We start from the raw sequence: 24902 nt of genomic DNA on the forward strand, positions 1-24902 counted from the left end.
TAAGCTTCCCAGCGCCGAGGATAGTGAAGGGTTTCCCTTTGTGAAAGCAGGACGTTGCCGTGCAGCTCTTTTTTTTATCTAAAAAAATACCAGATTATTCCGCAATAGCTCAGTTGGTAGAGCGCATGACTGTTAATCATGATGTCGCAGGTTCGAGCCCTGCTTGCGGAGTTTTTTTGTGCTCAAAATTAAATAATCAACGAGTAAATAAAAATAGAGCGATTGGGTTTAACAACTCAATCGCTCTATTTTTATTCATTGCTATTAAAGTGATAAATGGGTTCGTCCTTTTTTTTATCGTAATCGATAACTAAATCATATCTACTGAAAAACCAATCATCCTCTGCACCAGCATAATAAGTGATACCATTTAGTACTTTTTTTCCTAAAATATCATTATCCGGTTGCTCTACGCTTATGCCCACTGAAAAGCCTTCGTGTACTTCGGTTTTTCCATACGTTTTACCAAAGAAACGAATAGCATCGCCAGATTCCAGCGTTAATTCATCTTCAAACCATTTAATGGCTCTGTCTGTAAGTGATATTTCCATTATGATAAATTCCTTTCTTCGGTCTTTCTATAGTAAGCATACCATGAATTAACATCACAGTATGTATATTGATTCTTATTCGCGTATAGGTATCCATTTAGGGATAGACACTAAAGTATTCCAAAGAGAATCTGGAATGTGGTAGGCTGACTTTTGTGATTTGATTAAAAATGTTTGAATAGTTTCCTCCGCATTATTCTCGATTTTTTGGACCCATTTTGGATCAATAATGAGTGGTTTCCCTAAAGCGATTAATTGAGAATAGCTTAATGCCTTTTCTGCATCAGCAGAGGTTTTAATCGAGCCAACACTTACAAGGGGGACCCTATTATTGATATGGTTCCCGATTTTATGAGGAATCTGATTTTTATATTCACGAAATCTAATTAAGGAAGGTTGATAGTAGTAGTTCACAGAAAGATGTAAATAGTCAATTTGTTGATCAATTAATGCATCAACTAGATACAAGGTGTCCTCTAATCTAATGCCTGGTGTTTCAATTTCCTCAGGTGAAAAACGGTATCCTAATAAAAAGGCTTCTTGTGCATATTCTTTGATTATAGATTGGCAATGTTTGACAACCTCAAGTGGAAAGGTCAATCTTTTTTCAATAGATCCTCCCCATTTATCTGTTCGCTGATTAGAGTGTGGCGAAAAAAATTGTTGAATAAGATAAGTGTTAGCGCCATGTAGTTCGACACCGTCAAAACCGGCTTCAATGGCACGTCTAACCGCTGTGCCAAATTGATGAATAAGAATATTTATTCCACCATCTGTTAATTCCTTGGGCGTATCTGCCCACTTTCTTTCCGCACGAATAGATGAAGGGGAAACAGGTTGCCTGCCTCCATTATATTGTCGCTGGCTCATTCTACCCCCATGGTAGATTTGAAGGATGGCTTTGGCACCTTGTAACTTTATTACTTTAGCAAGCTTACTCAGTCCATCTATATGATTATCTCTGGCAACACTCATTCCATTTGGAAAGGCTTGTCCCTCCGATGAAATGTAAGCACAGGCCGTGATGACAGCGCCTGGTCCGCTCGATCGCACAAGATAATAGATGAGTTCATCTTCAGTTACTTCACCCTCGGCTGTACTTGAGCTGGTTGTCATCGGAGCCATAAGCACTCTATTTCTTAAAGTTGATCCTTCTTTGATAGTATAAGGGTTTAAGAATGTATAAGTCATTTGATCCCTCCCTCTTTAACTAATGGTTATGATTCATATGAATAGTTAAGAAACAATAGTACGCTGATTTTGCTGTGTAAAAGTAAGTTATAGTCATCATTTTATAGAGAATAGCGGAGGATGTCAAAGATGTTAGGCAGTGATAATTCACAAAAAAGAGCAGTCATAATACATAGAGGAAAGATTATTCCTTTCCCCAATATGTATTTTGACTGCTCCGTAAATTTCTATTTACAGATATGAATTACTGGGAAGTATAGCCGCCATCAACAGGGATGGTGATTCCTGTTAGGAATTCATTTTCAGCAATGAAGACCACGGCATGAGCAATCTCTTCAGGTTGTCCCAGTCTGCCGACTGGATGTTTATCTACCAAATTATCGTAGTATTCACCTAAAGCTTCTCTATTTACCATTCCGGTTTCTACATAACCGGGAGCGACAGCTGCACAGCGAATATTATCTTTTGCGTACTGCAAGGCAAGTGATTTAGTCATCAAGACCACGGCACCTTTAGAGGCATTATAGGCAAAGGCAGTTGGTTCACCGACCAACCCTAATATGGAGGCACAGTTTACGACAACACCGCCGCCATTTTTACGCATTTCTCTGACAGCGTACTTGCTACCAAAGAAAACACCATCCTGATTGATCTTAATAACCTTAGAATAATCTTCATAAGTTAAATCATGTGTTTCTCCCTGCGCACCGATACCAGCATTATTAAAAATAACATCGACTGAGCCAAATTTTTCAACCGTTTGTTCGATCATTGATTTGACTTCATCTTCTTTGGAGACATCTGCTTTAATGAAAACAACTTCGCCTTTATCTTTCAAACGATCGACTTGCTTTTCACCAGATTCAACATCGTAGTCACTTAAGACAACTTTGCAGCCTTTGGCCAAGAAAGCTTCAACAGTTGCCAGCCCTATCCCTGAAGCTCCTCCAGTAATGACAGCGACTTTACCTTTTAGTTCATTCATCTTATGCACTCCTTTACCTATTTTATGTCATAATGTCATAATTTCATTATACAATGAAATCATATCTATACAAAGAAAAGCCCTTTCATTGTTTTTTTTGAATAATTTATTACCAAAAAATCAAGTTGCTTTCTCCATGAAATAGTACTGAAAAAGAAAGTTTGAAGCTAGTTAAGATAACAATTATTTGCTCTTCGGCAAACTGCACAAAACGCTGACAACTTTTTTGTGCACGTTTACATAGGAATGGAAAAACGTTTTCAATATAATAGGAATTGTCAACTAAACAATGTTTGATTCAAACTCAAATTATAAAAATTGAAATTAGAAGGGTGTTTTTACTAATGGTAGAAATTGCAATGAAAAATATTTATAAAAGTTATGACAATTCAGATGAATTTGCTGTATCCGATTTTGATATGCGTGTTAAAGATCGCGAATTCATCGTTTTTGTTGGACCATCAGGATGTGGTAAATCAACAACGCTCCGCATGATCGCTGGTCTTGAAGAAATTACTGATGGTGAATTATGGATCGGTGACACAATGATGAACGATGTAGCACCTAAAGACCGTGATATCGCAATGGTTTTCCAAAACTATGCATTGTACCCACATATGACCGTATACGACAACATGGCTTTCGGATTGAAATTACGTAAATACAAAAAAGATGAGATCAAAAAACGTGTTGAAAATGCTGCTGATATCTTAGGATTAACGCCTTTACTGGACCGTAAACCAGCTGCCTTATCTGGTGGACAACGTCAACGTGTGGCTTTAGGTCGTGCAATCGTTCGTGATGCTAAAGTTTTCTTAATGGATGAGCCTCTTTCTAACTTGGATGCTAAATTACGTGTGGCCATGCGTGCGGAAATCGCTAAATTGCACCGACGCTTAAATACAACATCTATCTATGTTACCCATGACCAAACAGAAGCGATGACAATGGCTGACCGTATCGTTATCTTGAAAGACGGATTCATCCAGCAAATCGGTACTCCAAAAGAAGTTTATGATACCCCGGTTAATATCTTCGTTGGTGGATTTATCGGTTCGCCTGCTATGAACTTTTTCGATGTGACCCTTCAAGGTAACCGTATTTCAAACAATGATGGTTTAGACATTGAAGTGCCAGAAGGTAAAATGAAATTATTACGCGATAAAGGATACGAAGATGGAGTGAAATTAGTCTTTGGTATCCGTCCTGAAGATATCAAGAGTGAGCAAATCGCTTTAGATACTTCTCCAAAATCGGTAGTAAGATCTAAAGTTACGGTTTCTGAGCTTTTAGGTGCTGAAACCATGCTTTATTCAGAATTAGGAAGCATCGAATTCATCGCACGTGTTGACGCTCGTGACTATTATAAACCAGATACAGAAATCGATTTAGCCTTTGATATGGGTAAATCACATTTCTTCGATCCAGAAACAACTAATGTTATCCGTTAATTTGAGATAATGTAAGTTGGAATACAATTGCCCCCTTTTTTCCTCTCTGAGTATACAGTGTATACTCAGAGAGGTTTTTTGTTTTATCCATTTATGTCCAGTCTGTTTTAGTGTAAAATGGGAGTATTGGATAGTGTTTTGAAAGGGGAGTTGAATTTGCACTATTTCTACTTAGTGCAGATAAAATTATGAAAAAAGTCAGAGGTTTTGAAATCGTATCGAAATATGTAAATGAAGAACTGTCGTTACCCAAGAGAGCAACGAAAGGCTCAGCTGGTTATGACTTAACAGCTGCGGTGGATATCGTTGTCCCATCAGCATTTAAAGCTCTAAAAAAAGAAAATGAAAGTGGGACGAATCCGATGAGCTCTACGCTTGTGCCTACAGGTATCAAAGTTTATATGCCTGACAATGAATACTTGCTTTTAGCTAATCGTTCAAGTAACCCAATGAAAAAACAATTAGCGGTTCCTAACGGTATCGGCGTCATAGATGCGGATTATTATGGCAACGAAGGCAACGAAGGCGAAATATTTGTTCAAGTCATTAATTACGGCTTAGAGGATGTTGAAATTTCTAAAGGCGAAAGAATTGCTCAAGGCATTTTTTCAAGATACGAAGTGGTTGATGATGAAGTACAGTCCTTCGATAAACGCACGGGCGGATTTGGATCGTCAGGAAGATAAGACAAAAAAGCAGAGCAAGCCATACTGCACAGTTGCTGCGAGATTTCTTGCTTTAGCTGATTAGTCTAATGGTATACTCTACGGTCGAATGATATGTGCCAGCTGGGTTACTAGAAAATACTGAGTACATCCAAATATTACTGCATTTATAGAAAATAAAGGGAGTCATCAATTTGGCGAAAAAGAAAGCAACTGTATTTGTTTGTCAAAACTGTGGGTATGAATTACCCAAGTATTTAGGTAAATGTCCGAGTTGTAATGCCTGGAATCAGATGGTTGAAGAAAAATTGCCGGACAAAACAGATAGTCGAAGTCGCGTGACCATGTCAGGTAAAAAATCTAAGGCAGTACCGATAACAAGCGTTACAATAGAAAATGAAGAGCGCGTTAAAACCCAAATGGTGGAGTTTAACCGTGTTTTAGGTGGCGGGGTCGTGCCTGGGTCGCTTGTTCTGATTGGTGGCGATCCCGGTATAGGGAAATCGACGCTCCTTCTCCAAGTGTCTGCTCAACTCAATCAACAAGGGGGAAAAGTCCTCTATGTTTCCGGTGAAGAAAGCACGTCTCAAATTAAAATGAGAGCTGAGCGCTTAGAGTTAAGAGGATCTGATTTTTATATCTATACTGAAACGGAAGTAAGTGCCATTGCTGAAACGATTGAAACATTAAAACCAGATTATGTCATTATTGACTCGATCCAAACGATGCATCATGTGAATATCGATAGTGCTTCTGGAAGTGTCTCTCAGGTGAGAGAATCAACATCTACATTTATGCAGATAGCGAAGATGAACGGAATAGCTATTTTCATTGTGGGTCATGTAACCAAAGAAGGTTCCATTGCCGGTCCGAAAATGCTGGAGCACATGGTTGACACGGTGCTTTACTTTGAAGGCGAGCAGCATCATACCTTTAGGATTCTTAGGGCTGTCAAAAACCGGTTTGGTTCAACCAATGAGATCGGCATCTTTGAAATGCGAAACGGTGGGCTGGAAGAGGTCTTGAATCCCTCTCAGCTCTTCTTGGAGGAACGATTAGCGGGAGCGACCGGTTCTGCTGTCGTGGCAGCGATGGAAGGGACACGACCTATTCTGGTCGAAATACAGTCACTTATTGCACCTACCGTTTTTGGAAATGCCAAACGAACCGCGAGCGGATTGGATCACTCGCGAGTGTCACTCATTTTGGCTGTATTAGAAAAAAGGACCGGTCTGCTTTTACAGAATCAAGATGCCTATCTGAAAGCGGCAGGTGGTGTCCGTCTGGATGAACCAGCCATCGATCTAGCCATTGCCATCAGCATAGCTTCCAGTTACAAGGAAAAAGAAACACGGCCAACGGACTGTTTTATCGGCGAAATTGGCTTGACTGGTGAAATACGAAGCATTTCTAAAATCGAACAGCGCGTCAAAGAAGCAGCAAAACTCGGGTTTAAACGTGTGATCATCCCTAAAAACAATATAGATGATGGTTGGGACATGCCTAAAAACATAGAAATCATCGGATGCACGACCTTGTCAGAAGCGATAAAACGCGCGTTTTCTTAACCTTAAAAAGGTCGATTTATTCGTATTTTTGAGTAGGCTTGGTATACTGATAGAATAGATAATAATGAAAAAATAAACGAAGAGGAGGGAGTAAATGGTAGCGAAATTAATACTACTCACTTTCGTATTGGTTGGTGGCAGCCTAGGGTATAACGTTTTTCCGGATTTGATCACGAACTGGAATGAAGCGCCCCTTTGGCTGATGCATCCAGTTGTCGGAATGGTATTAGGAGCAGGCATTTTTTATTTGGTGTCTTTTCAGGCCATTAAACCTATTGAAAAAGGCATTGCTAAAGTTGAACAAATGTTTAGTGAATTGAGTATAGCTTATCTCATGTTTGGAAGCATCGGTGCGATCGTCGGACTTATTATAGCTTTATTATTTAGTTTTGGTTTGAATGCGCTGAATATACTCATTATAAGTGACGTGATTCCGTTCATATTAACGGTGGCTTTAGCTTATATCGGCTTTCAACTGGGAACATCTCGGAGGGAAGAAATCAGGCGCCTGTTTTCACCAAAAACAGCTAAACAGGAAAATAGTGATATTTTAGATAGAAAAGAAGGCGAATCTTTCCGAAAGTATAAGGTGTTGGATACGAGTACAATTATTGATGGTCGGATCCTGGACGTTGTAAGAACAGGATTCTTAGAAGGCGTGTTAGTTATTTCACACTATGTACTCAAAGAATTACAGTATATCGCTGATTCGTCGGACAGCTTGAAACGGGTCAGAGGACGCCGAGGTTTAGATATATTGAACGCCTTGCAAAAGGAAAAAGGGATCACTATAGAAATGGACGACAGCGATATCCCGGAATCTGAAGATGTGGATCTGAAACTTGTCCATCTGGCTAAAAGGTTAGACGGCATGGTGATTACCAATGATTTCAATCTGAATAAAGTTGCCGAGTTTCAAAATGTTTCGGTTTTAAATATCAATGAACTGGCCAATGCGGTGAAACCAGTGGTCATCCCCGGGGAAGAAATGCGGGTCATGGTCGTTAAAAATGGAACAGAACGCAGTCAGGGCGTCGCCTATTTGGATGATGGCACCATGGTGGTTGTTGAAGAAGGCAAAAATCATATGAACGAAATGTTGGACGTCGTGGTTACAAGTTCGCTTCAGACCAATGCCGGACGCATGATTTTTGCTAAGTTGAAAACAGATCAGAAGTCACTTGATAACAGGAAAGATCGAGATGGATAACCAGTATGAAGCGATACTTTTAGCCGCTGGTTCAGCCGAGCGATTCAAGCATCCCGCTCAGTTGAATAAAATACTGATGCCGTTAAACCAACGACCCGTATTTGATTATTCTCTTAAATTATTACTCGATGATGAAAAATGTTTAAAGATATGGTTCGTCATAAATTCCGAGGATCAGGCAATGATAAAAGACTTTGTCAAAGAATTATATGAAGAAGTGCCAGCCAAGATAAACTGGGTCCCCGGAGGTAAAGAAAGACAAGACAGCGTTTCGCGGGCCTTAAAGCAAGTATCCTGCAGCGATACTAGTAAAGTGCTCATCCATGATGCCGCGCGCCCTTTTTTAACAGTGGAATTACTTGATAAATTAATCGATAAAGGAAAAGATTCAGTGGCAGTAACACTAGGGATCCCGGCTAAGGATTCAATCAAACTTGTCAAAGATAGGCTGGTCTACCAGTCACTTTATCGACCGGAAGCGTGGCATATTCAAACACCTCAACTTTTTGATTGTCAGGTTTTAACTGAAGCCGTGAAAATGGCAGAAAAAGAGGGGTTTTATGGCAATGAGGAAGCTGAACTTGTTGAGCGACTGGGGCATCCTGTCGAGATCATTGAAGGATCCGATTATAACTTTAAATTGACCACAGCGTTTGATTACCGAGTGGCGAAAATGCTTAAAGAAAACAAGTGAAAAAGGACATGACAAGCTGAGCGTTTAAGGTTTTTTGTGGAAGAATGAACCAAATAATGGTATGTTAGTAGTGCTACGACTTTGAATAAAATAACACTAATCGATAATATGGGGAGCGTTTTATTATGACAGAAAAAATCCGTGTACGTTACGCACCGAGTCCAACAGGACATCTACACATCGGAAATGCACGTACGGCATTATTCAATTATTTGTTTGCCCGTCATCATGGTGGAGATTTCATTATTCGTATTGAGGACACCGATCAAAAAAGACAGATCGAAACTGGCGAACAGAGTCAGTTGGACAATTTGAAATGGTTAGGAATCGATTGGGATGAAAGTCCAGCCGTTGGGGGACCTTATGGCCCTTACCGTCAGTCGGAACGTAAAGATATCTATGATCCACTGATCGATCAATTGATGGTGAGCAACCGTGCCTATAACTGTTACTGTACGAGTGAAGAGCTGGAAACTGAACGTGAAGCGCAACGTGCGCGTGGCGAGATGCCCCATTACAGTGGGAAATGTGCGCATCTATCTGCTGCTGAACAGAAAGCGAAAGAAGAAGAAGGCATAACGCCGGTCATTCGCTTACGCGTTCCTAAGGGAAAAACGTTCACCTTTGATGATATGGTCAAAGGGGATATTACTTTTGAATCGGATTCTGTTGGTGGCGATTGGATCATCCGTAAACGGGACGGCATGCCGACCTACAACTTTGCTGTGACCGTCGATGATCATTACATGAAAATCTCGCATGTCCTCAGAGGCGACGATCATATCGCCAATACGCCTAAACAAATGATGGTATATGATGCCTTTGAATGGAAAGCACCGCGCTTTGGGCATATGACGTTGATCATTAATGCTGAAACGGGTAAAAAATTAAGCAAACGTGATGAAACGATATTACAATTTATCGAACAGTACCGTGAACTGGGTTACATGCCCGAAGCGCTGTTCAACTTCATTACCCTGCTCGGATGGTCTCCTGTAGGTGAAGATGAATTGTTCTCTAAAGAAGAATTCGTGGAAATGTTCGATTACAAACGTTTAGGAACATCTCCAGCAGCGTTTGATGCGAACAAATTAGAATGGATCAGTAATCAGTACATGAAGGACATGGACACAGACGAATTAACGCTGAAAGCCATTCCGCATTTAGTTGAAGCCGGTTATATTGAAGCCGATCCTTCAGAAGAAAAAAGCGAATGGGTTAAAAAATTAATCAGTCTTTACCAGGAACAAATGAGCTATGCTGCTGAAATCACGAAGCTTGCCAGTATATTCTTTGAAGATTCTCTAGACTGGTCAGACGAGTCTAGAGAAGTTCTTGAAGGTGAAACCGTACCGACTGTTCTAGAAGCCTTCACTGAACAACTTAAAACGGTTGAACCTTTTGAAGCGGATGCTATCAAAAAAGCGATCAAAGCTGTTCAAAAAGAAACAGGTATCAAAGGCAAAGATCTCTTCATGCCTATTCGCGTGGCCGTTTCAGGACATCAGCATGGCCCGCAGTTAAATGACACCATCGAATTGTTGGGCAGAGAAAAAGCGATCGCCAACATCAAAAAAACACAAGATTTAATCAAATCCTTTTAAAGCATAAACTGTTAAGAAAGGCTATGAAGCCATGCAACCAGGACTTTCTTTCAACCGGTTGCGTGGCTTTTCTTTTTGACGTTTACAGGTATGCAGAAAACGTTCCATTTTTTATACTTAATACAATCACAGCAGAGGGGAGTCTCCTATTAAGATGATACACATTTACAATACACTGACACGCAAAAAAGAACCGTTTGTCCCTCTTGAAGAAGGGAAAGTAAAGATGTACGTTTGCGGACCCACGGTGTATAGTTACATCCATATCGGGAATGCCAGAAGCGCCGTAGCCTTTGATACCGTCCGCCGATATTTCACCTACAGAGGATACGACGTCAAGTATGTTTCAAACTTCACTGACGTTGACGACAAAATCATTCGGGCAGCCAAAGAATTAGGACAAACAGCGCCAGAAGTGGCAGACAAATTCATCGAAGCTTTTTATGCAGACACAGAAGCTTTAGAAGTGGAGAAACCAACACATGCTCCGCGGGTGATGGAGAATATTCCAGACATCATAGCCTTTGTCGAAGCGCTGATCGAAAATGGGTATGCCTATGAATCTGATGGGGATGTCTACTACCGCACGCGTCGGTTCAAGAAGTACGGCGAACTCAGTCGCATGTCTATAGACGATTTAGAGCTTGGTGCGAGCAACCGGGTGGGTGATGAAACAGATAAAAAAGAAGACCCGATCGACTTCGCTTTATGGAAAGCAGCCAAAGAAGGCGAAATCAGCTGGGATTCTCCTTGGGGTAAGGGCAGACCCGGCTGGCATATCGAGTGTTCTGTTATGGCCACAAAATACCTAGGTGACACGATAGATATACATGCTGGCGGTCAAGACTTGGCTTTTCCACATCACGAAAATGAAATCGCCCAGTCAGAGGCGAAAACGCATCAAACGTTCGCAAATTATTGGATGCATAATGGCTTCGTAACGATGAATGATGAAAAAATGAGCAAGTCCATTGGGAATGTGGTATTGATCAAAGACTTGCGTGAAAGACATGATCCAAAAGCCCTGCGTTTCTTTATGGCGACAGCTCATTATCGTCGTCCGATCAATTATTCCATTGATGCGATAGAAGAAGCCAAGACTAACTTGAACCGCATCGAGACCGCTTATTTCAATGCCTCTCACCGTTTGGACCAGGCGCAAGCAACACGCGATACAGACTCCGGTGACTTGCAGCAGCTCGAAGCGTATAGAGCGGATTTCATCAAACATATGGATGATGATTTCCAGGCAGAAAATGGGATCACGGTAGTTTATGACCTTATCCGTTTCATTAACCGTTATATGGAGGCAGCGGATGTCTCCAGAAAAGTTCTTGAACGCGCCTTGGAGCTTATCGAAGAGTTCATGTATGTCTTTGGCATAACCTTAAAGATCTCTGAAGAGCTGCTTGATGACGATGTTGAAAAACTGATCGAAGAAAGAGAAACAGCTCGCAAAGAACGCAACTTCCAGCGAGCAGATGAGATTCGTGATCTCCTGAAAGAACAAAATATCCTACTGGAAGACACCCCTCAAGGCATACGCTGGAAACGAGGAGGATAGGATGAGTAAATCTGTGGATCCTAAACTGTTAAACGGTTTGGCACTGGCTTACATGGGTGATGCTGTGTATGAACAAGCGGTAAGGGAGCACCTTATCTATACAGGCAAAACCAACCCCAACCGGCTGCATGTTTCTGCCACGTCCTATGTTTCAGCAAATGCTCAAGCTTACCTTGTGGGAAAGATGATGGAACAGCATGTGCTCACCGAAGAAGAACTGAATTATTATAAACGAGGTCGCAATGCAAAGAGTTATTCAAAAGCGAAAAATACAGACTCCACGACCTACAGTCGGTCGACTGGGTTTGAGGCGCTGATCGGCTTTTTATTTTTAACAGATCAGACCGAAAGACTGCGTGAGCTGATGACGTGGTGCATCAAAGAAATTGAAAAGATTTAAAGAGAAAGGAGCTTGAAACATGGCGATAAAAAAACGAGAAAACTACAACGAAAAAGAGGAAACTGATAAACAGCTGGAGACGTCTATTGCAGACGATGAAATGGTATATGGAAGAAACCCGGTGCTGGAAACCTTGAAGTCTGAACGTGATGTGAATAAATTGTTCGTTCAGGACGGTTTGACAGATAATAAAATCACTAAAGTACTCAATGAAGCGAAAAAGAGAAAAGTACAGCTGTCTTTTGTTCCCAAGTCCAAACTGGACCACTTGTCTGATGGTGGGAATCACCAGGGATTGGTACTGGCCGCAAGTCCAGTCAATTACGCCACTTTAGATGATCTGTTCGAAAAAGCCAAGGCGAAAAATGAAGAACCTTTCTTCATACTCCTGGACGGCATTGAAGATCCGCATAATCTGGGGTCTATTTTGAGGACAGCTGATGCAAGCGGGGTACATGGCGTCATCATTCCCAAGCGCAGGGCAGTCGGGTTGACCTCTACAGTAGCTAAAGCTTCAGCAGGAGCGATCGAACATGTCCTTGTCGCTCGCGTGACAAACATGGCACAAACGATAGATGAACTCAAAGACCGTGGTTTATGGATATTCGGTACAGATATGAAAGGGAAAGACTACCGGTATTGGGAAGTCTCTTCACCGATCGGACTCGTCATTGGGAGTGAAGGGAAAGGGATTTCCCGCTTAGTGAAAGAGAAGGTGGATGAAACCTTATCTATCCCAATGGTTGGCGACGTTCAAAGTTTAAATGCGGGTGTGGCATCGAGTTTGTTGATGTACGAAGTGTTTAGAAAACGAAATGCACTGTAACCCTTTTATGAAAACAACTGAGAGGAGGGGAGTTAAGTGAAAAAAGAACTGCTGTATGTGGACGGGTACAACATGATCGGCGCCTGGCCTGAATTAGTGAAATTGAAACACCAGGATAAAATGGCAGATGCCAGGGATCTGCTATTACATGAACTGAGTAACTATGCCAAGTACGAAGGCATAGAGATCCGTATCGTCTTTGATGCGCAGCTGGTTCCCGGTATTACGCAGCGTTATGACAAATTCGATGTCGCTGTGATTTTTACAAAAGAAGGTGAGACTGCCGACAGTTTTATCGAAAAAGCAGTCGGCGATGAAAATCTGCTCATCACGCAGGTACAGGTCGCGACCTCGGACCTGGCGGAGCAGTGGATCATATTTCAAAAAGGCGCCACCCGTAAATCTGCGAATGAGCTGTATAAGGACATCAAACAGGCAAAAAAGAACATCGCCATCGACAGCGCCGTGTACCGCATGCAGACGAAGACGCGCAACTCCCCTCTGAAAGAGGAAGACCGCAAGAGACTCGAAGCGTTATATTTTGATATGGTAAAAAAAACACGTAATAAATAAGTACTAATTTAATCAAGCCGACTCAATTATGACTAATTATGTCATTTTGGTCGGTTTTTTTCGTTTTTAATTAGAATTTACTCATAATGGCAAAAAAATTAATGACTTAAAGATTAAAAAGTAAGTATAATAAAATGAAACGCTTTCAAAGAATGCAAAATGACTGCCTTAAATGTGCTGTTCTGTTATTGCTAAAAAACAATAATCAGAGGGAGAAGAGAGGATGCAACTTTATACAGAAAAAGAAGAGCCACAGACAAAGAAAACATACAAAGATATCAGTGATCCAGTAGTGGATGCATTGATTCTGCAAATTCGATCAGGAAATGATTCAGTTTTTCCAGAACTTTTAGAACGGTGTGAATCCTTATTGAGAAAGTCGACATATCGACGGTTCATCAAAGGATATGAACGCGAAGACTTGTATCAGGAAGCGTGCCTGGTTCTAGTGGAGTCCATTGAAAAATATGAACTTGACAGAGGAATGAGCTTTAATCAATATGTTTGTTTGTCTCTAGACAATCATTTTAATCGATTGATCAGGTGGAGCAATGCAATAAAAAGAAAATCATTTAAAGACTCTTTATCTTTGGAGGGAGTCTTGGAAGAAAACGGCTATCAACTGGTGGGTCCTTCTAAAGCTCTCCAACCGGAAGATAAACCAATTGTTAATGAGACAATGGAAGAATACATAAAATATTTGTCTTCTTTCGAGAAAGAGGTATGTCTTAACTGCTTTTTGGGATATTCCTGTGATGAAATCGCAGAAGACTTAAATTGTTCTAGGGAAAAAGTTTTGAATGCCAAGCACCGGTGTACTGAGAAGTACCGTAAGCATTTTATATAATGGAACAAAAATAGAGCAAACGTTTATAATGATCCTGTATTCATTGAATAGTTTCTAGTCAAAATAAAAAAGCCTCTCGGGCTTTTTTTATTTTGGTGCTATCTCTGCTGATTCAGTTCTTTTTCCCCCTCATGCATTTCTCTGAAGCGCTGGATGGTCGACACATGCTCCATCAGGAAGTTAGCTGCGATCCCGATAGCTATCCCCGACAGGATGCCTACCGAAGACAGGACGGGAAGGTATAAGAGGACGGTCCACGTTTGGGCGATACTACTCGCAACGAGCAGCTGCCCCAGGTTATGCAGGATGCCGCCCGTGGCACTCACGCCGATAATGCTGACGTGTTTTCCTCCAAAGAACTTGACGAACAGCATCCCGAAATAACTAAGGAGTGCCCCGGCAGCACTGTAAAGAAAGGTTGAAAGAGTGCCTCCGAGTAACGTCGTCATTAAGAGCCGCATCCAAACCACTGTAAAACTATCTTTAAAAGGAAGCGTATAGATGGCGATGATGATTATTAGATTAGCTATTCCCAACTTTGCACCGGGTGCAAAGGCGAAAGGGAAAGGAATGCTGCGTTCGATCAAACCCAAGATAACAGCTTGGGCGGAAAGCAGCGAAATATAGATCATTTTTTGGGTGCGATTCATAAAAATCCCTTCTTTTCCACACATACTTGTAATAGCTATAGTTTGCCACAAATAGAGCCAAGTTACTACGGTCACTAAAAAAATATTAAACCAGATCCAATCTTGTGAAAACGTAGACATAATAGTGCTTTTCGGGTAATATATACAGAGAAAATGAATGGGAAGGATAATGGATAATGAAAAAGCGCAATAACATGGCTTTTGCCTTGATAGGGCTACCTCTTTTCACGTTATTTTTAAGTGCTTGTGAAGAACAGGACCCAAGAGGACTGGCTGAGAGACCCATTGAACGCACGGAATTTTTACTTGGAACAGTTGCAAGCATTAAAGTATACAATGAAGGGCAAGAAGGGGCCTTGGATCTGGCTTTTGAACGTGTCACAGAACTTGATGAGTGGTTTGCGATGCAGAAAGAAGATTCCGAAATTTCAGAAGTGAACCGTCAAGCAGGAATAGCGCCGGTAGAAGTGTCTGAAGAAGTCTTTCACGTGATGGAGCGCGCTCTTTATTATGCGGAAGAATCCGATGGGAAATTTGACCCGACCATTGGAGCAGTGACGAGTTTATGGAATATCGGACAGGAAGACGCAGCTGTCCCTGACCAGGATGAATTAGATGCCATATTAGATGTCGTTGACTACAACTTAGTTGAGTTAAACGAAGAAGACCAGACCATTTTTCTTCAAGAAGAAGGAATGAAAATTGACTTGGGCGCGATTGCCAAAGGTTATATTACCGATGAGGCTGCACGGGTGCTGAAAGCAGAAGACGTGAATACCGCGATCATCGATTTAGGCGGGGATATCGTAGTCGTGGGTAACAGTACGCGAGGTGAAGATGAACCTTGGCGTGTGGGGATTCAAGATCCTTATGGTGAACGTGGCGCCATACTCGGAATGATCGATCTTGCAGACAGCGCGATTGTAACGTCAGGCATCTATGAACGCAATATCGAAGTGGATGGAAAGTCTTATCACCACTTAATGAACCCGGCAACAGGTTTTCCTGTCGAAAACAATATATCCGGTATCAGCATCATTGCAGACAATGCGATGGATGCAGATGCGATAGCGAACATTGCTTTTTCGAAGGGAGTGGAAGAGGGACTTGTCTATATTAATGAGATGCCGGGTGTAGACGTCATCTATGTAACGAAAGATAAAGAAGTGTACGCTTCAGATAATGTCTTTGACCGAGTGGAAATTACAGATGAATCTTTTGAGAAAGTAGAATAGACTGAATTGACAGTCTTTCATATAGATGTTAAAGTGTAAAGGATACCGGATAAATTTAGATATGTAATGCGAAAAGCGAGGATAAACCAATGAAAAAAAAATTAGCATTAGCCTGTACGGAATGTGGATCACGAAACTACTCTAAAGAAGTAGGCGATAAAACTCGTACAGAGCGTTTAGAAATAAAAAAATACTGTCGTTATTGTAAAAAACACACATTGCACAGAGAAACAAAATAAAGGCGAGTGAAATGAAAGCGGAAGGAGAAATACATGAATAAAGTCAAAACGTTTTTAGGTGAAGTTAAGCATGAATTAAAAGAAACAACCTGGCCTACAAAAGGAGCCATGAAAAAAAATACATTAACTGTATTTGGTGTCATGATATTCTTTGGCATTTTCTTCTATGCTGTTGACTCTGTCATTACTTTTTCGTTGAATTTAATGTGACAAAAGCTAAAATAAGTAGAATTCATTAAGGCTTCGTGCTATACTACATTACGAGAACCGATAAAAACCTTCTCTTTCGCAGCACGCGAAGAAGGTTTTTTTAATACAAAAAAACAGGAAAAAAGGAGTCAAAAATGAATTCGAACATGGAAGAATTAGAAACTTCAAAAGCGTGGTATGTCTTACAGGCGTATTCAGGTTATGAAAATAAAGTGAAACAAAACTTGGAATCTCGGGCGCAAAGCATGAATATGGAACATAATATCCTGCAAGTGTTGATACCTGAAGAAGAAAAAACCCAAGAAAAAGATGGCAAAACAAAAACGGAAATGGAAAAAACGTTCCCTGGTTATGTATTAGTTGAAATGATCATGTCAGATGAAGCCTGGTATATCGTGAGAAATACACCGGGAGTAACAGGCTTTGTAGGGTCACACGGCGCAGGGAGCAAGCCCGCACCTTTGTTACCTGAAGAGATGGATCAAATTCTCCGTAGTATGGGTATTAATCCGCGTAAAGTGGAAATGGACCTGGAAATCGGCGAACGTATCAAAATCAATGACGGGGCCTTTGCTGGCATGGAAGGAAATGTAACAGCGCTCGAAACTGAAAAAGGTAAAATTAAAGCATCGATAGAAATGTTCGGTAGAGAAACGAATACAGAACTGGATTACAATCAAATCTCAAAAATAGATTAAGCAATATTGCTTAATCTATTAAAGTATGGTAATATTTACAAGTGCGCTTTATACACTTTTTCAGTGTAAAGGGGTAGAAACATAGTGGGAGAGGAAAATTGAAACCTCATTTAACCACTCACGGACACAAAATCAAGGAGGTATGTCTCGTGGCAAAAAAAGTAGTCAAGATCGTAAAATTACAAATACCCGCAGGGAAAGCTAATCCAGCACCCCCAGTAGGTCCGGCATTAGGACAAGCTCAAGTAAACATTATGGGATTCTGTAAGGAGTTTAACGCTCGTACAGCTGACCAGGCAGGTATGATCATTCCTGTAGTTATTTCTGTTTATGAAGATCGTTCATTCACATTTATCACTAAAACACCACCTGCAGCAGTATTACTTAAAAAAGCAGCTGGCGTTGAGTCTGGTTCTGGCGAACCAAACACTAAAAAAGTGGCATCTGTTACAAGCGATCAAGTTAGAGAAATTGCTGAAACAAAAATGGAAGACCTAAACGCAGCTAGTGTTGAAGCAGCAATGCGCATGGTTGAAGGTACAGCACGTAGCATGGGATTCACTGTCAAAGGTTAATTAGACAATCTCATTGCTTGCTGACTCCGCATCCAATCATTTAGAGATGACTTTAAATGGAACTGAAGGTATCGGCTTAGTCAATACCTTCAAGTGCGGAGATCAAGTGGGAGGTCAAACCGTTAATACCACAATAAGGAGGAAAAAATTATGGCGAAAAAAAGCAAAAAATTCTTAGCTGCTTTAGAAAAAGTAGACAGAGAAAATAAATATGATGCAACTGAAGCTTTAAAATTAGTTAAAGAACTAGACTACTCTAACTTCGACGCTAGTATTGAAGTGGCTTACAGATTAGGTGTAGATCCTAAACAAGCGGATCAACAGATTCGTGGCGCAATGGTATTACCACACGGAACAGGTAAAACTCAAACGGTTATTGTTTTCGCAAAAGGCGATGCTGCTAAAGCTGCTGAAGAAGCAGGCGCAGATTACGTTGGCGACAGCGACCTAGTAGAAAAAGTTCAAGGTGGATGGTTAGACTTTGACGTAGTTGTTGCAGCTCCAGATATGATGGCTGAAGTAGGGAAATTGGGTCGTGTGTTAGGACCTAAAGGATTAATGCCTAACCCTAAAACAGGAACAGTTACACCAGATGTAGCAAAAGCTGTTAATGACATCAAAGCTGGTCAAGTCACATACCGTGTCGACCGTCAGTCAAATGTACACGTACCGATCGGTAAAGTATCATTTGATCTTGAAAAATTACAAGAAAACTTAGCTGCATTGCATGATGTTATTGTAAAAGCTAAACCTGCAAGTTCTAAAGGTGTTTACATTAAAAACATGGCAATAGCAAGCACGTTTGGTCCTGGCGTAAAAGTAGACCCAAGTTCAGTTCTTAAATAAAAAAGTTTAATTTCTCTTGACCTGCATAAGATAGCTTGCTATACTTACTCAGGTCAAGGAAATAACTTTAATTAAATATGCATTGATAAATGAAGGTAGTGGGTTACTATTACCGGATAATACCGAAGACAGTATGTGGCTCAGGCCTTAATACCATACCGAGGACACATGTGATTACATTAATCAACTATGATCCCTCTATGTCTACGGTGACATGGGGTTTTTTTGTGCGATAAATTCTTTTTGGAATGTAAGTGAAATCAGACCCTCATATCAATCGATCAGGAGGTGAAATATCAATGAGTAAAGCAAATGTCATTGCAAAAAAAGAAGAGGTCGTCAATGATATTACGAAAAAATTTCAAGACGCTGAAGCTGTCATAGTTTTTGACTATCGTGGTTTAACAGTGGAACAAATGACTGAGTTACGTAAACAATTGCGTGAATCAGGAATTGAAATCCGTGTATTGAAAAACACTATGCTTCGTCGTGCTGCAGAAGCTGCTGAATTGTCAGAGTTAGTAGATATCTTTAAAGGACCTACAGCTGTAGCATTCAGTAACGAAGAAGTGGTTGCCCCTGCAAAGATCATCGCAGAATTTGCTAAAACAGCAGAAGCTTTAGAAATTAAAGGTGGCGTATTAGAAGGTAAAGTGGCAAGTGTTGACCAAATCAACAAAATTGCTAAACTACCAAGCAGAGACGGGTTACTTTCTATGCTATTATCTGTACTTCAAGCACCTATTCGAAACACAGCCTTGGCAATCAAAGCTGTTGCAGAGAAGAAAGAAGAAGAAGAAGCTGCATAAAGCAGTCTATTCGACTGATTTACAGCTATGCTTTTGTATAGCCGGTTAAAAAAACTAATTTAAACTACAAATGGAGGAAAACAAAAATGGCATTAGATATTGAAAAGATCATTGCTGACTTGAAAGAGTCAACTGTCGTAGAATTAAACGACTTAGTAAGTGCAATTGAAGAAGAATTCGGCGTTGAAGCAGCAGCACCAGTTGCAGCAGCAGGAGCAGCAGCTGCAGAAGAAGAACAAACAGAATTCACTGTTGAATTAACAAGTGTAGGTTCAGCAAAAATTAAAGTTATCAAAGCAGTTCGTGAAGTTACTGGCTTAGGCTTGAAAGAAGCTAAAGCATTAGTAGATGGCGCACCTGCCGCAATTAAAGAAAGTATTTCTAAAGAAGATGCAGAAGAAATGAAAGCTAAATTAGAAGAAGCTGGCGCTTCTGTAGAAGTTAAATAATTCCATTTAACCTAAACACATTGAATCCCTTTGCTATAAGGAGTACCTTTATAGCAAAGGGGTTTTTTTGTTCTACACTTTTGTGTCATTTCCGTTATAAAGTAGGAATCAGACCGAATATCTGATAGAATGTGTCATTGAATAGGGTTTTCCCTAAGGCTTACCAGAATCGATCGTTTCACTAAGAAAGGAAGAAGAAAATGAATGACAATAAATACCCGCAACGTATTGATTACGGCATAATTCTATCAGTCATGTTGTTAGCTATCATAAGTATCGTTTCCATATATTCTACGACGGTAATGATTCAAGGTGCCCCAATAAGTATGACGTTGCGTCAAATCTTGTGGTACGGATTAGGAACGATAGCCGCTCTTGTGCTCATGCAGTTTGATTCAGAACAATTATGGAAGATGACGAGTTATTTATATATCATGGGGATTGTCGCGCTGGTCTTGACACTCATACTTTATGACCGAAATATGGCGATGAGTACTGGAGGGAAATCCTGGGTGCGCATTGGCCCGTTAGGCACCCTTCAACCTTCAGAATTTGTAAAAATCCCCTACATTCTGATGCTGGCCAAAACAGTGACGAAACATAACAGTACCTATCAAGTGCGAGACTATTCCAGTGATTTTCTCTTAATGGGGAAATTGTTTTTATATTCTTCATTACCACTCATTTTGGTCTTCATGCAAAATGACTTGGGAACAGGTTTGGTATATATGGCGATCCTCGTTGGTGTCGTGCTGCTATCGGGAATAAAATGGCAAATCCTGTTACCCATTTTCCTGGTTATTTCTACAATAGGGCTAACGCTCATAGTGTTAGCCGTCTACAACCGTGACCTGTTACTTGCTACAGGTTTGTTCAAACCTTATCAATTTGCACGGATCGATACTTGGTTGAATCCGCATCAGGGCTCAACAGATGCGACCTATCAAGTGACGCAGGCATTTAAGTCTATCGGTTCGGGGGGCGTATTTGGTAAAGGGTTTGGTGTGAGTGAGGTCTATGTTCCTGTCCGAGAGTCAGATATGATTTTTACGACCATCGGTGAAAATTTCGGTTTCGCAGGTGGGTCATTCCTTATTTTCATTTACTTTGTCCTTGTGTATCATATGATTAAAGTGGTCTACGATACGAGAAATGAATTTTACGCTTACATCGCCACGGGGGTCATTATGATGATCGCTTTTCACGTGCTGGAGAATATCGGAATGAATATCGGCTTACTGCCAGTCACGGGTATTCCTTTGCCGTTTGTTTCTCAAGGAGGGTCATCTCTGCTTGGAAATATGATGGGAATAGGCTTGATCATGTCCATGCGTTATCATCATAAATCTTACTTCTTCTCGGGCGAAGGTGAAGATTTTTATCCGGGAACCTCGTAAGATACGAAGGAAAGGAGTGACTTTATGTTAAAAAATAGGATAAAATATGTTGATAAATATCTAGTGCTACCCTATCTTGCTCTGACGCTATTCAGCATTATCATGATTTATAGTGCGAGTAGCTACAGTGCATTAAACATGTATGATAATCCGCATCATTATTTACCTAGACAAGCCATCTTTGTTGGTATGTCTTATGTGCTGTTCACGATAGCATTGTTTTTTCCTCTTGAAATAATGAGAAAGAAGAAGTTTGTAATGTTTGGAACAGCCTTAACCTTTGTTTCGCTTGTTTTTCTTCTTATTTTCGGAAGAGAGATATACGGAGCAAAGCGCTGGATCGAAACCCCGTTTATCAACATTCAGCCTGCTGAATTCACGAAGTTCATGGTTATCTGGTATTTAGCCTATATTCTTTCGAAAAAGCAGAAGCTGATCAATGAAGATTTCTTTAAGGCGATTGTTGCGCCTTTGATATTAGTAGTGGGGATCGTTTTTTCCATATACATTCAGCCTGACACGGGATCTTCATTCATTATTGTTATAATTGCCGCTATCATGATTTTTGCAAGCGGTGTGTCACCTAAGCTGGGATTTGGATTCGGATTCTTTGGAGTGAGTAGTCTTTTCGGCCTCACACAACTGATCAGAACGTTCGGAACCGATCTGTTCTTTCTTGACGAGTACCGGTATAAACGCTTCTTAGGATTCTGGGATCCGTTTGAACTAGCGGAAGGGGCTGGCTTGCAGCTGGTAAACTCCTATTATGCCTTAAGTCAAGGCGGGCTGTTTGGCGTGGGATTTGGTAACAGTATCCAAAAGACTGGGTACCTACCTTTCCCTTATACAGACTTTATCGTGGCGATCATCGGAGAAGAATTTGGTTTGCTTGGTATTTTTATTCTCTTATCCCTGTTTTCGCTGATGGTTTCACGTATGATTCTGACAGCTATTCGGTCGAAGAGTGCATTTAACTCGTTATTGAGTATCGGTATCGCATCCATGTTCCTTATTCAATCGCTCATTAATCTCATGGGTGTCGTTGGTTTAATGCCGATCACCGGTGTGACTTTTCCGTTCGTCAGTTACGGAGGATCCAGTCTAATGGTACTATCTGTTTCATTAGGTCTAGTTGCCAATGTCTCAGCTCGGGTCAACTATCAACGAGCACAATCTCAACTACAACTATAGGAGGAACATATGCGTTTATATATCAAGCAAAAGGTCTGGTCGTTCAAAGATCATTTTACGATCAAAGATGACGTGGAACGTGATGTGTATTATGTTGAAGGAGAGTTTTTGACCTTCGCGAAGAAATTGAGGCTGTTTAATCAGCAGAATGAGGAACAACTGTATATCGAGCAAAAGTTATGGCATTTATTGCCGGAATTCGATCTGTATCAAGACGGAGAGAAAGTTGCTACGGTGAAAAAAGAATGGGCTCTCTTCAAAAACAACTACGCTATCCTTGGACCGGACTGGCATATTGAAGGTTCGGTGATGGCTCATGATTATGTCATCAAAGAAGGCGACAAAGTGATCGCGGATATCAATAAGAAGTGGCTGTCATGGGGAGACGCCTATGAAATAATCATTCATGACGAAAAGTCGGTCTCCGTTTTGCTTGGTGTGGTCATCGTCATCGATGCTGTCATCTCTCAAGCGAGAAACAGTCAGTCAGCTACATAACTAATTACGATTACATGAAAAAAGGCCAGGACATCATGTCCTGGCCTTTTTCTGATTAATCACTCTTCTTTAAAGCATGGATCATCTAGTTCTTACGTATGGGTATTTCAAGAGTGCTGGCATCGGCACACTCAGGAGAAAAAAGCAGTGAGTGGTGCTAAGCACGCCCAAGTTCGGCACACTCGGGAGAAAAAAACGGCGAGTGGTGCTAAGCACGCCCAAGTTCGGCACACTCGGAAGAAAAAAACGGTGAGCGGTGCTAAGCACGCCCAAGTTCGGTTTATTAATTGTAGAAGGAACAGATTAAGCTGAGTGATAGCGAAAATGAACTGTCCGGGGTGATCATCTCAATTTCTAAGGACAGGCTATATGATTAACAGACCAATTGTGTCAGGTGGATTGCTGAGCTTGACATGTTTTGCCTTGCCGTTTTCAAGCTCGTTTTAAAGAGTGTTTCTGTGCCACAAAGAGCAAGGGGATGTTCACCGCATGAAAGACAAGCGCGATAGTGAAAGCCAGAATATAGGAACCTGTAAAGTCATAAGCGTAGCCAACTAAAGTCATAGATAAAGCGACGCCTAAGCCGGCTGAAAACGAAAGGATAGGGTAGATCCTGACGTATAATTCTTTTCCAAAAAATTCTGTCGTTAAAAGCGGTAAGGCTACAGCAGGAATAGTGAAGACGGTACCGAATAAAAAGGCACTGAAGATAAGGAGGTAGACATTTGACAGAGTCAGAAGCATGACAATGCTCACCACATTCGAAATGATCATGATGATACTGGCATTGACTACGCCCAAATAATCGCTTAAGGATCCAAAAATAAGTTTAAATGTAATATTTCCGATCATGACGGCAGATAACATAACCCCGCCGACTTGTTCAGACAAAAAAATTGATTCTGCGAAACCGGGCAAGTGCTGTGAAATTCCTGCGATCGAAGCGTGTGAAAAAGCAATCAGAAAAATCAGCATAAAGGCTATGTTCGTATAAGAAAAATTGAGCCAGTTTGGTTTTTTGATTAGACGTTCACTGGCGTCTTCTGAATCGTCATGGCCATAGGGGAGAAGGCCTTCATCTTTGGGATCAAGAGAATAACGATAAAGAATGGCGGGTAATGCCAATACAATCATGGCCAGCCCCATAGCGATGAAGCCGTTCTCCCAGCCGAATGAACTGATCAGTGCAGTGAATATTGGAGAGAAAATAGCGCCCGCAATACCGCTGAAACCGAAAGAAAGACTCATGGCAAAACCTTTTTTCTTCTCAAACCAATTATTTACAATGATAGATAAGGGGACCATGGAATAAAGGCCGGCGCCTATGCCTCGAAGTGTACCGAGCAGGTAAAAGATCCACATCTGGGTCGTAAACGCCATTGCGATGGTTGATAAAGAAGCGAGAGCCATACCGGTAGCGATGATCTTTTTCCACCCGAAGCGATAAACAAGTGGGGCGAAGAATAAAGCTGTAACGGCTAGGGCAATGGATGATAAGGTGGCGTGCATGGCAAAGGTACCTCGGTAAACATCTAAATCTTGAGAAACAGGCGTATAAAAGACACCGATGACGTTCATCGTTAGTCCGATCGAACTGGCCGACATGCCGCAGCTTACAGCTAAAACCAGCCAGTGCTTCAAACTCTTTGAGGGGGTATTCATTTTAAGTAGACCTCTTCCTAGTGATGTATTATATCTAGTATACTAATACGTTCTCTTGAAAGTAAACCCCATTCAAGAAAACAATGCAGGGGGAAATGAAATTAGTCTTGCATTAACGTGAGACACTTGGTAAACTAAGTGAAAGCAAAATTCCTTTAATTTTATCCAGAGAGATAAAAAAGGATGGAAAAAATTCATAAGCTAACAGGCTTGGGAGTATGCTGCACGTGTAAATAACGTGAAGACAGTTATTCTTAATGCAGGATTAGCATCCATCTTACCTAGAGGTCCTTTTGCACAATGAAAAGGGCATT

The 24902-nt window shown here is 41.0% G+C and carries 27 protein-coding genes, 1 tRNA gene and 1 other annotated feature; of the genes, 23 read left to right on the plus strand and 5 right to left on the minus strand.

Features of this window, described 5'->3' with window-relative positions:
• Positions 1-98: 98 nt before the first annotated feature.
• Positions 99-171: transfer RNA gene (locus R6U02_RS02595), tRNA-Asn, on the plus strand.
• Positions 172-251: 80 nt separating this feature from the next.
• Here the strand turns inward: R6U02_RS02595 and R6U02_RS02600 are convergent.
• The 3 genes from R6U02_RS02600 to R6U02_RS02610 all read right to left on the minus strand — a co-directional run bounded on the left by R6U02_RS02600 (position 252) and on the right by R6U02_RS02610 (position 2727).
• Positions 252-551 carry a HesB/YadR/YfhF family protein gene (locus tag R6U02_RS02600; protein ID WP_410262079.1) on the minus strand — a complete coding sequence of 100 codons (300 nt, stop codon included), beginning with the start codon at positions 549-551 and terminating at the stop codon, positions 252-254.
• Positions 552-626: 75 nt separating this feature from the next.
• Positions 627-1742 carry an NADH-dependent flavin oxidoreductase gene (locus R6U02_RS02605; protein ID WP_410262080.1) on the minus strand — a complete coding sequence of 372 codons (1116 nt, stop codon included), beginning with the start codon at positions 1740-1742 and terminating at the stop codon, positions 627-629.
• A gap of 244 nt (positions 1743-1986) precedes the next feature.
• Positions 1987-2727: an SDR family NAD(P)-dependent oxidoreductase gene (locus R6U02_RS02610; protein WP_410262081.1), complete on the minus strand. Its 741-nt coding sequence runs from the start codon at positions 2725-2727 to the stop codon at positions 1987-1989.
• A gap of 344 nt (positions 2728-3071) precedes the next feature.
• Here R6U02_RS02610 and R6U02_RS02615 point away from each other — a divergent pair, with 344 nt between their 5' ends.
• From R6U02_RS02615 to R6U02_RS02665, 11 genes are all read left to right on the plus strand, one after another.
• Positions 3072-4178, plus strand: a complete 1107-nt coding sequence (locus R6U02_RS02615; RefSeq protein ID WP_410262082.1) for an ABC transporter ATP-binding protein — start codon at positions 3072-3074, stop codon at positions 4176-4178.
• Between the two features lie 188 nt (positions 4179-4366).
• Positions 4367-4864 carry a dUTP diphosphatase gene (dut, locus tag R6U02_RS02620; RefSeq protein ID WP_410262083.1) on the plus strand — a complete coding sequence of 166 codons (498 nt, stop codon included), beginning with the start codon at positions 4367-4369 and terminating at the stop codon, positions 4862-4864.
• 173 nt (positions 4865-5037) lie between these two features.
• Positions 5038-6411 (plus strand): DNA repair protein RadA, encoded by a 1374-nt coding sequence (gene radA, locus R6U02_RS02625; RefSeq protein WP_410262084.1) that lies wholly within the window; start codon positions 5038-5040, stop codon positions 6409-6411.
• Positions 6412-6505: 94 nt separating this feature from the next.
• Complete coding sequence (locus R6U02_RS02630) at positions 6506-7621, plus strand: PIN/TRAM domain-containing protein (RefSeq protein ID WP_410262085.1); 1116 nt, start codon at positions 6506-6508, stop codon at positions 7619-7621.
• Positions 7614-8315 carry a 2-C-methyl-D-erythritol 4-phosphate cytidylyltransferase gene (locus R6U02_RS02635; RefSeq protein WP_410262086.1) on the plus strand — a complete coding sequence of 234 codons (702 nt, stop codon included), beginning with the start codon at positions 7614-7616 and terminating at the stop codon, positions 8313-8315. The genes R6U02_RS02630 and R6U02_RS02635 overlap by 8 nt, the downstream gene beginning before the upstream one ends.
• A gap of 125 nt (positions 8316-8440) precedes the next feature.
• Entirely contained in the window at positions 8441-9919 is a 1479-nt protein-coding gene (gene gltX / locus R6U02_RS02640) for a glutamate--tRNA ligase (RefSeq protein WP_410262087.1), read from the plus strand.
• Between the two features lie 154 nt (positions 9920-10073).
• A complete protein-coding gene (gene cysS, locus R6U02_RS02645; RefSeq protein ID WP_410262088.1) occupies positions 10074-11483 on the plus strand; it encodes a cysteine--tRNA ligase in 1410 nt (469 codons plus the stop codon).
• Position 11484: 1 nt separating this feature from the next.
• Positions 11485-11883 (plus strand): Mini-ribonuclease 3, encoded by a 399-nt coding sequence (locus R6U02_RS02650; protein WP_410262089.1) that lies wholly within the window; start codon positions 11485-11487, stop codon positions 11881-11883.
• A 19-nt stretch (positions 11884-11902) separates the two neighbouring features.
• Positions 11903-12709, plus strand: coding sequence for a 23S rRNA (guanosine(2251)-2'-O)-methyltransferase RlmB (gene rlmB, locus R6U02_RS02655; protein WP_410262090.1), 807 nt, complete (start codon positions 11903-11905; stop codon positions 12707-12709).
• Positions 12710-12745: 36 nt separating this feature from the next.
• Entirely contained in the window at positions 12746-13282 is a 537-nt protein-coding gene (locus R6U02_RS02660) for an NYN domain-containing protein (protein WP_410262091.1), read from the plus strand.
• Positions 13283-13505: 223 nt separating this feature from the next.
• Positions 13506-14129, plus strand: a complete 624-nt coding sequence (locus R6U02_RS02665) for a sigma-70 family RNA polymerase sigma factor (RefSeq protein ID WP_410262092.1) — start codon at positions 13506-13508, stop codon at positions 14127-14129.
• Between the two features lie 98 nt (positions 14130-14227).
• Here R6U02_RS02665 and R6U02_RS02670 read toward each other — a convergent pair whose 3' ends face one another.
• Positions 14228-14779, minus strand: coding sequence for a Gx transporter family protein (locus tag R6U02_RS02670; RefSeq protein ID WP_410262093.1), 552 nt, complete (start codon positions 14777-14779; stop codon positions 14228-14230).
• A 176-nt stretch (positions 14780-14955) separates the two neighbouring features.
• On the opposite strand from R6U02_RS02670, the gene R6U02_RS02675 reads away from it, so the two are divergent.
• From R6U02_RS02675 to R6U02_RS02725, 11 genes are all read left to right on the plus strand, one after another.
• Complete coding sequence (locus tag R6U02_RS02675; protein ID WP_410262094.1) at positions 14956-16014, plus strand: FAD:protein FMN transferase; 1059 nt, start codon at positions 14956-14958, stop codon at positions 16012-16014.
• An 89-nt stretch (positions 16015-16103) separates the two neighbouring features.
• Positions 16104-16253 carry a 50S ribosomal protein L33 gene (gene rpmG, locus R6U02_RS02680; RefSeq protein WP_410262095.1) on the plus strand — a complete coding sequence of 50 codons (150 nt, stop codon included), beginning with the start codon at positions 16104-16106 and terminating at the stop codon, positions 16251-16253.
• Between the two features lie 33 nt (positions 16254-16286).
• Positions 16287-16463: a preprotein translocase subunit SecE gene (gene secE / locus R6U02_RS02685; protein ID WP_410262096.1), complete on the plus strand. Its 177-nt coding sequence runs from the start codon at positions 16287-16289 to the stop codon at positions 16461-16463.
• 146 nt (positions 16464-16609) lie between these two features.
• Positions 16610-17161: a transcription termination/antitermination protein NusG gene (gene nusG / locus R6U02_RS02690; protein WP_410262149.1), complete on the plus strand. Its 552-nt coding sequence runs from the start codon at positions 16610-16612 to the stop codon at positions 17159-17161.
• A 149-nt stretch (positions 17162-17310) separates the two neighbouring features.
• Positions 17311-17736, plus strand: coding sequence for a 50S ribosomal protein L11 (gene rplK, locus R6U02_RS02695; RefSeq protein ID WP_410262097.1), 426 nt, complete (start codon positions 17311-17313; stop codon positions 17734-17736).
• A gap of 150 nt (positions 17737-17886) precedes the next feature.
• Positions 17887-18582, plus strand: coding sequence for a 50S ribosomal protein L1 (gene rplA, locus R6U02_RS02700; RefSeq protein WP_410262098.1), 696 nt, complete (start codon positions 17887-17889; stop codon positions 18580-18582).
• A gap of 104 nt (positions 18583-18686) precedes the next feature.
• Positions 18687-18818, plus strand: a sequence feature (ribosomal protein L10 leader region).
• Between the two features lie 63 nt (positions 18819-18881).
• Positions 18882-19391 (plus strand): 50S ribosomal protein L10, encoded by a 510-nt coding sequence (rplJ, locus tag R6U02_RS02705; protein ID WP_410262099.1) that lies wholly within the window; start codon positions 18882-18884, stop codon positions 19389-19391.
• 86 nt (positions 19392-19477) lie between these two features.
• The gene (gene rplL / locus R6U02_RS02710; RefSeq protein WP_410262100.1) at positions 19478-19840 is read left to right on the plus strand and encodes a 50S ribosomal protein L7/L12; all 363 of its coding nucleotides are present in this window, start codon (positions 19478-19480) and stop codon (positions 19838-19840) included.
• Between the two features lie 200 nt (positions 19841-20040).
• The gene (locus R6U02_RS02715) at positions 20041-21237 is read left to right on the plus strand and encodes an FtsW/RodA/SpoVE family cell cycle protein (protein ID WP_410262101.1); all 1197 of its coding nucleotides are present in this window, start codon (positions 20041-20043) and stop codon (positions 21235-21237) included.
• Positions 21238-21261: 24 nt separating this feature from the next.
• Positions 21262-22428 carry an FtsW/RodA/SpoVE family cell cycle protein gene (locus R6U02_RS02720; protein WP_410262102.1) on the plus strand — a complete coding sequence of 389 codons (1167 nt, stop codon included), beginning with the start codon at positions 21262-21264 and terminating at the stop codon, positions 22426-22428.
• A 9-nt stretch (positions 22429-22437) separates the two neighbouring features.
• A complete protein-coding gene (locus R6U02_RS02725) occupies positions 22438-22926 on the plus strand; it encodes an LURP-one-related/scramblase family protein (protein ID WP_410262103.1) in 489 nt (162 codons plus the stop codon).
• Between the two features lie 432 nt (positions 22927-23358).
• On the opposite strand, the gene R6U02_RS02730 is transcribed toward R6U02_RS02725, so the two are convergent.
• A complete protein-coding gene (locus R6U02_RS02730; protein WP_410262104.1) occupies positions 23359-24588 on the minus strand; it encodes an MFS transporter in 1230 nt (409 codons plus the stop codon).
• Positions 24589-24902 lie beyond the last annotated feature (314 nt).

This window comes from Alkalibacterium sp. (assembly GCF_046484155.1).
Taxonomy (GTDB): Bacteria; Bacillota; Bacilli; order Lactobacillales; family Carnobacteriaceae_A; genus Alkalibacterium.

What these genes read in the sequence shown, in the direction of transcription:
- R6U02_RS02715 (WP_410262101.1), top strand. Translation starts at nt 20,041, where the DNA reads ATGAATGACAATAAATACCCGCAACGTATTGATTACGGCATAATTCTA.
- R6U02_RS02630 (WP_410262085.1), top strand. Translation starts at nt 6,506, where the DNA reads ATGGTAGCGAAATTAATACTACTCACTTTCGTATTGGTTGGTGGCAGC.
- rplJ (WP_410262099.1), top strand. Translation starts at nt 18,882, where the DNA reads ATGAGTAAAGCAAATGTCATTGCAAAAAAAGAAGAGGTCGTCAATGAT.
- rlmB (WP_410262090.1), top strand. Translation starts at nt 11,903, where the DNA reads ATGGCGATAAAAAAACGAGAAAACTACAACGAAAAAGAGGAAACTGAT.
- R6U02_RS02605 (WP_410262080.1), bottom strand. Translation starts at nt 1,742, where the DNA reads ATGACTTATACATTCTTAAACCCTTATACTATCAAAGAAGGATCAACT.
- rplL (WP_410262100.1), top strand. Translation starts at nt 19,478, where the DNA reads ATGGCATTAGATATTGAAAAGATCATTGCTGACTTGAAAGAGTCAACT.
- cysS (WP_410262088.1), top strand. Translation starts at nt 10,074, where the DNA reads ATGATACACATTTACAATACACTGACACGCAAAAAAGAACCGTTTGTC.
- secE (WP_410262096.1), top strand. Translation starts at nt 16,287, where the DNA reads ATGAATAAAGTCAAAACGTTTTTAGGTGAAGTTAAGCATGAATTAAAA.
- R6U02_RS02670 (WP_410262093.1), bottom strand. Translation starts at nt 14,779, where the DNA reads ATGAATCGCACCCAAAAAATGATCTATATTTCGCTGCTTTCCGCCCAA.
- R6U02_RS02615 (WP_410262082.1), top strand. Translation starts at nt 3,072, where the DNA reads ATGGTAGAAATTGCAATGAAAAATATTTATAAAAGTTATGACAATTCA.
- R6U02_RS02600 (WP_410262079.1), bottom strand. Translation starts at nt 551, where the DNA reads ATGGAAATATCACTTACAGACAGAGCCATTAAATGGTTTGAAGATGAA.
- R6U02_RS02725 (WP_410262103.1), top strand. Translation starts at nt 22,438, where the DNA reads ATGCGTTTATATATCAAGCAAAAGGTCTGGTCGTTCAAAGATCATTTT.
- rplA (WP_410262098.1), top strand. Translation starts at nt 17,887, where the DNA reads ATGGCGAAAAAAAGCAAAAAATTCTTAGCTGCTTTAGAAAAAGTAGAC.
- R6U02_RS02610 (WP_410262081.1), bottom strand. Translation starts at nt 2,727, where the DNA reads ATGAATGAACTAAAAGGTAAAGTCGCTGTCATTACTGGAGGAGCTTCA.
- R6U02_RS02720 (WP_410262102.1), top strand. Translation starts at nt 21,262, where the DNA reads ATGTTAAAAAATAGGATAAAATATGTTGATAAATATCTAGTGCTACCC.
- R6U02_RS02730 (WP_410262104.1), bottom strand. Translation starts at nt 24,588, where the DNA reads ATGAATACCCCCTCAAAGAGTTTGAAGCACTGGCTGGTTTTAGCTGTA.
- R6U02_RS02675 (WP_410262094.1), top strand. Translation starts at nt 14,956, where the DNA reads ATGAAAAAGCGCAATAACATGGCTTTTGCCTTGATAGGGCTACCTCTT.
- R6U02_RS02635 (WP_410262086.1), top strand. Translation starts at nt 7,614, where the DNA reads ATGGATAACCAGTATGAAGCGATACTTTTAGCCGCTGGTTCAGCCGAG.
- R6U02_RS02650 (WP_410262089.1), top strand. Translation starts at nt 11,485, where the DNA reads ATGAGTAAATCTGTGGATCCTAAACTGTTAAACGGTTTGGCACTGGCT.
- gltX (WP_410262087.1), top strand. Translation starts at nt 8,441, where the DNA reads ATGACAGAAAAAATCCGTGTACGTTACGCACCGAGTCCAACAGGACAT.
- dut (WP_410262083.1), top strand. Translation starts at nt 4,367, where the DNA reads ATGAAAAAAGTCAGAGGTTTTGAAATCGTATCGAAATATGTAAATGAA.
- nusG (WP_410262149.1), top strand. Translation starts at nt 16,610, where the DNA reads ATGGAAGAATTAGAAACTTCAAAAGCGTGGTATGTCTTACAGGCGTAT.
- rpmG (WP_410262095.1), top strand. Translation starts at nt 16,104, where the DNA reads ATGAAAAAAAAATTAGCATTAGCCTGTACGGAATGTGGATCACGAAAC.
- R6U02_RS02665 (WP_410262092.1), top strand. Translation starts at nt 13,506, where the DNA reads ATGCAACTTTATACAGAAAAAGAAGAGCCACAGACAAAGAAAACATAC.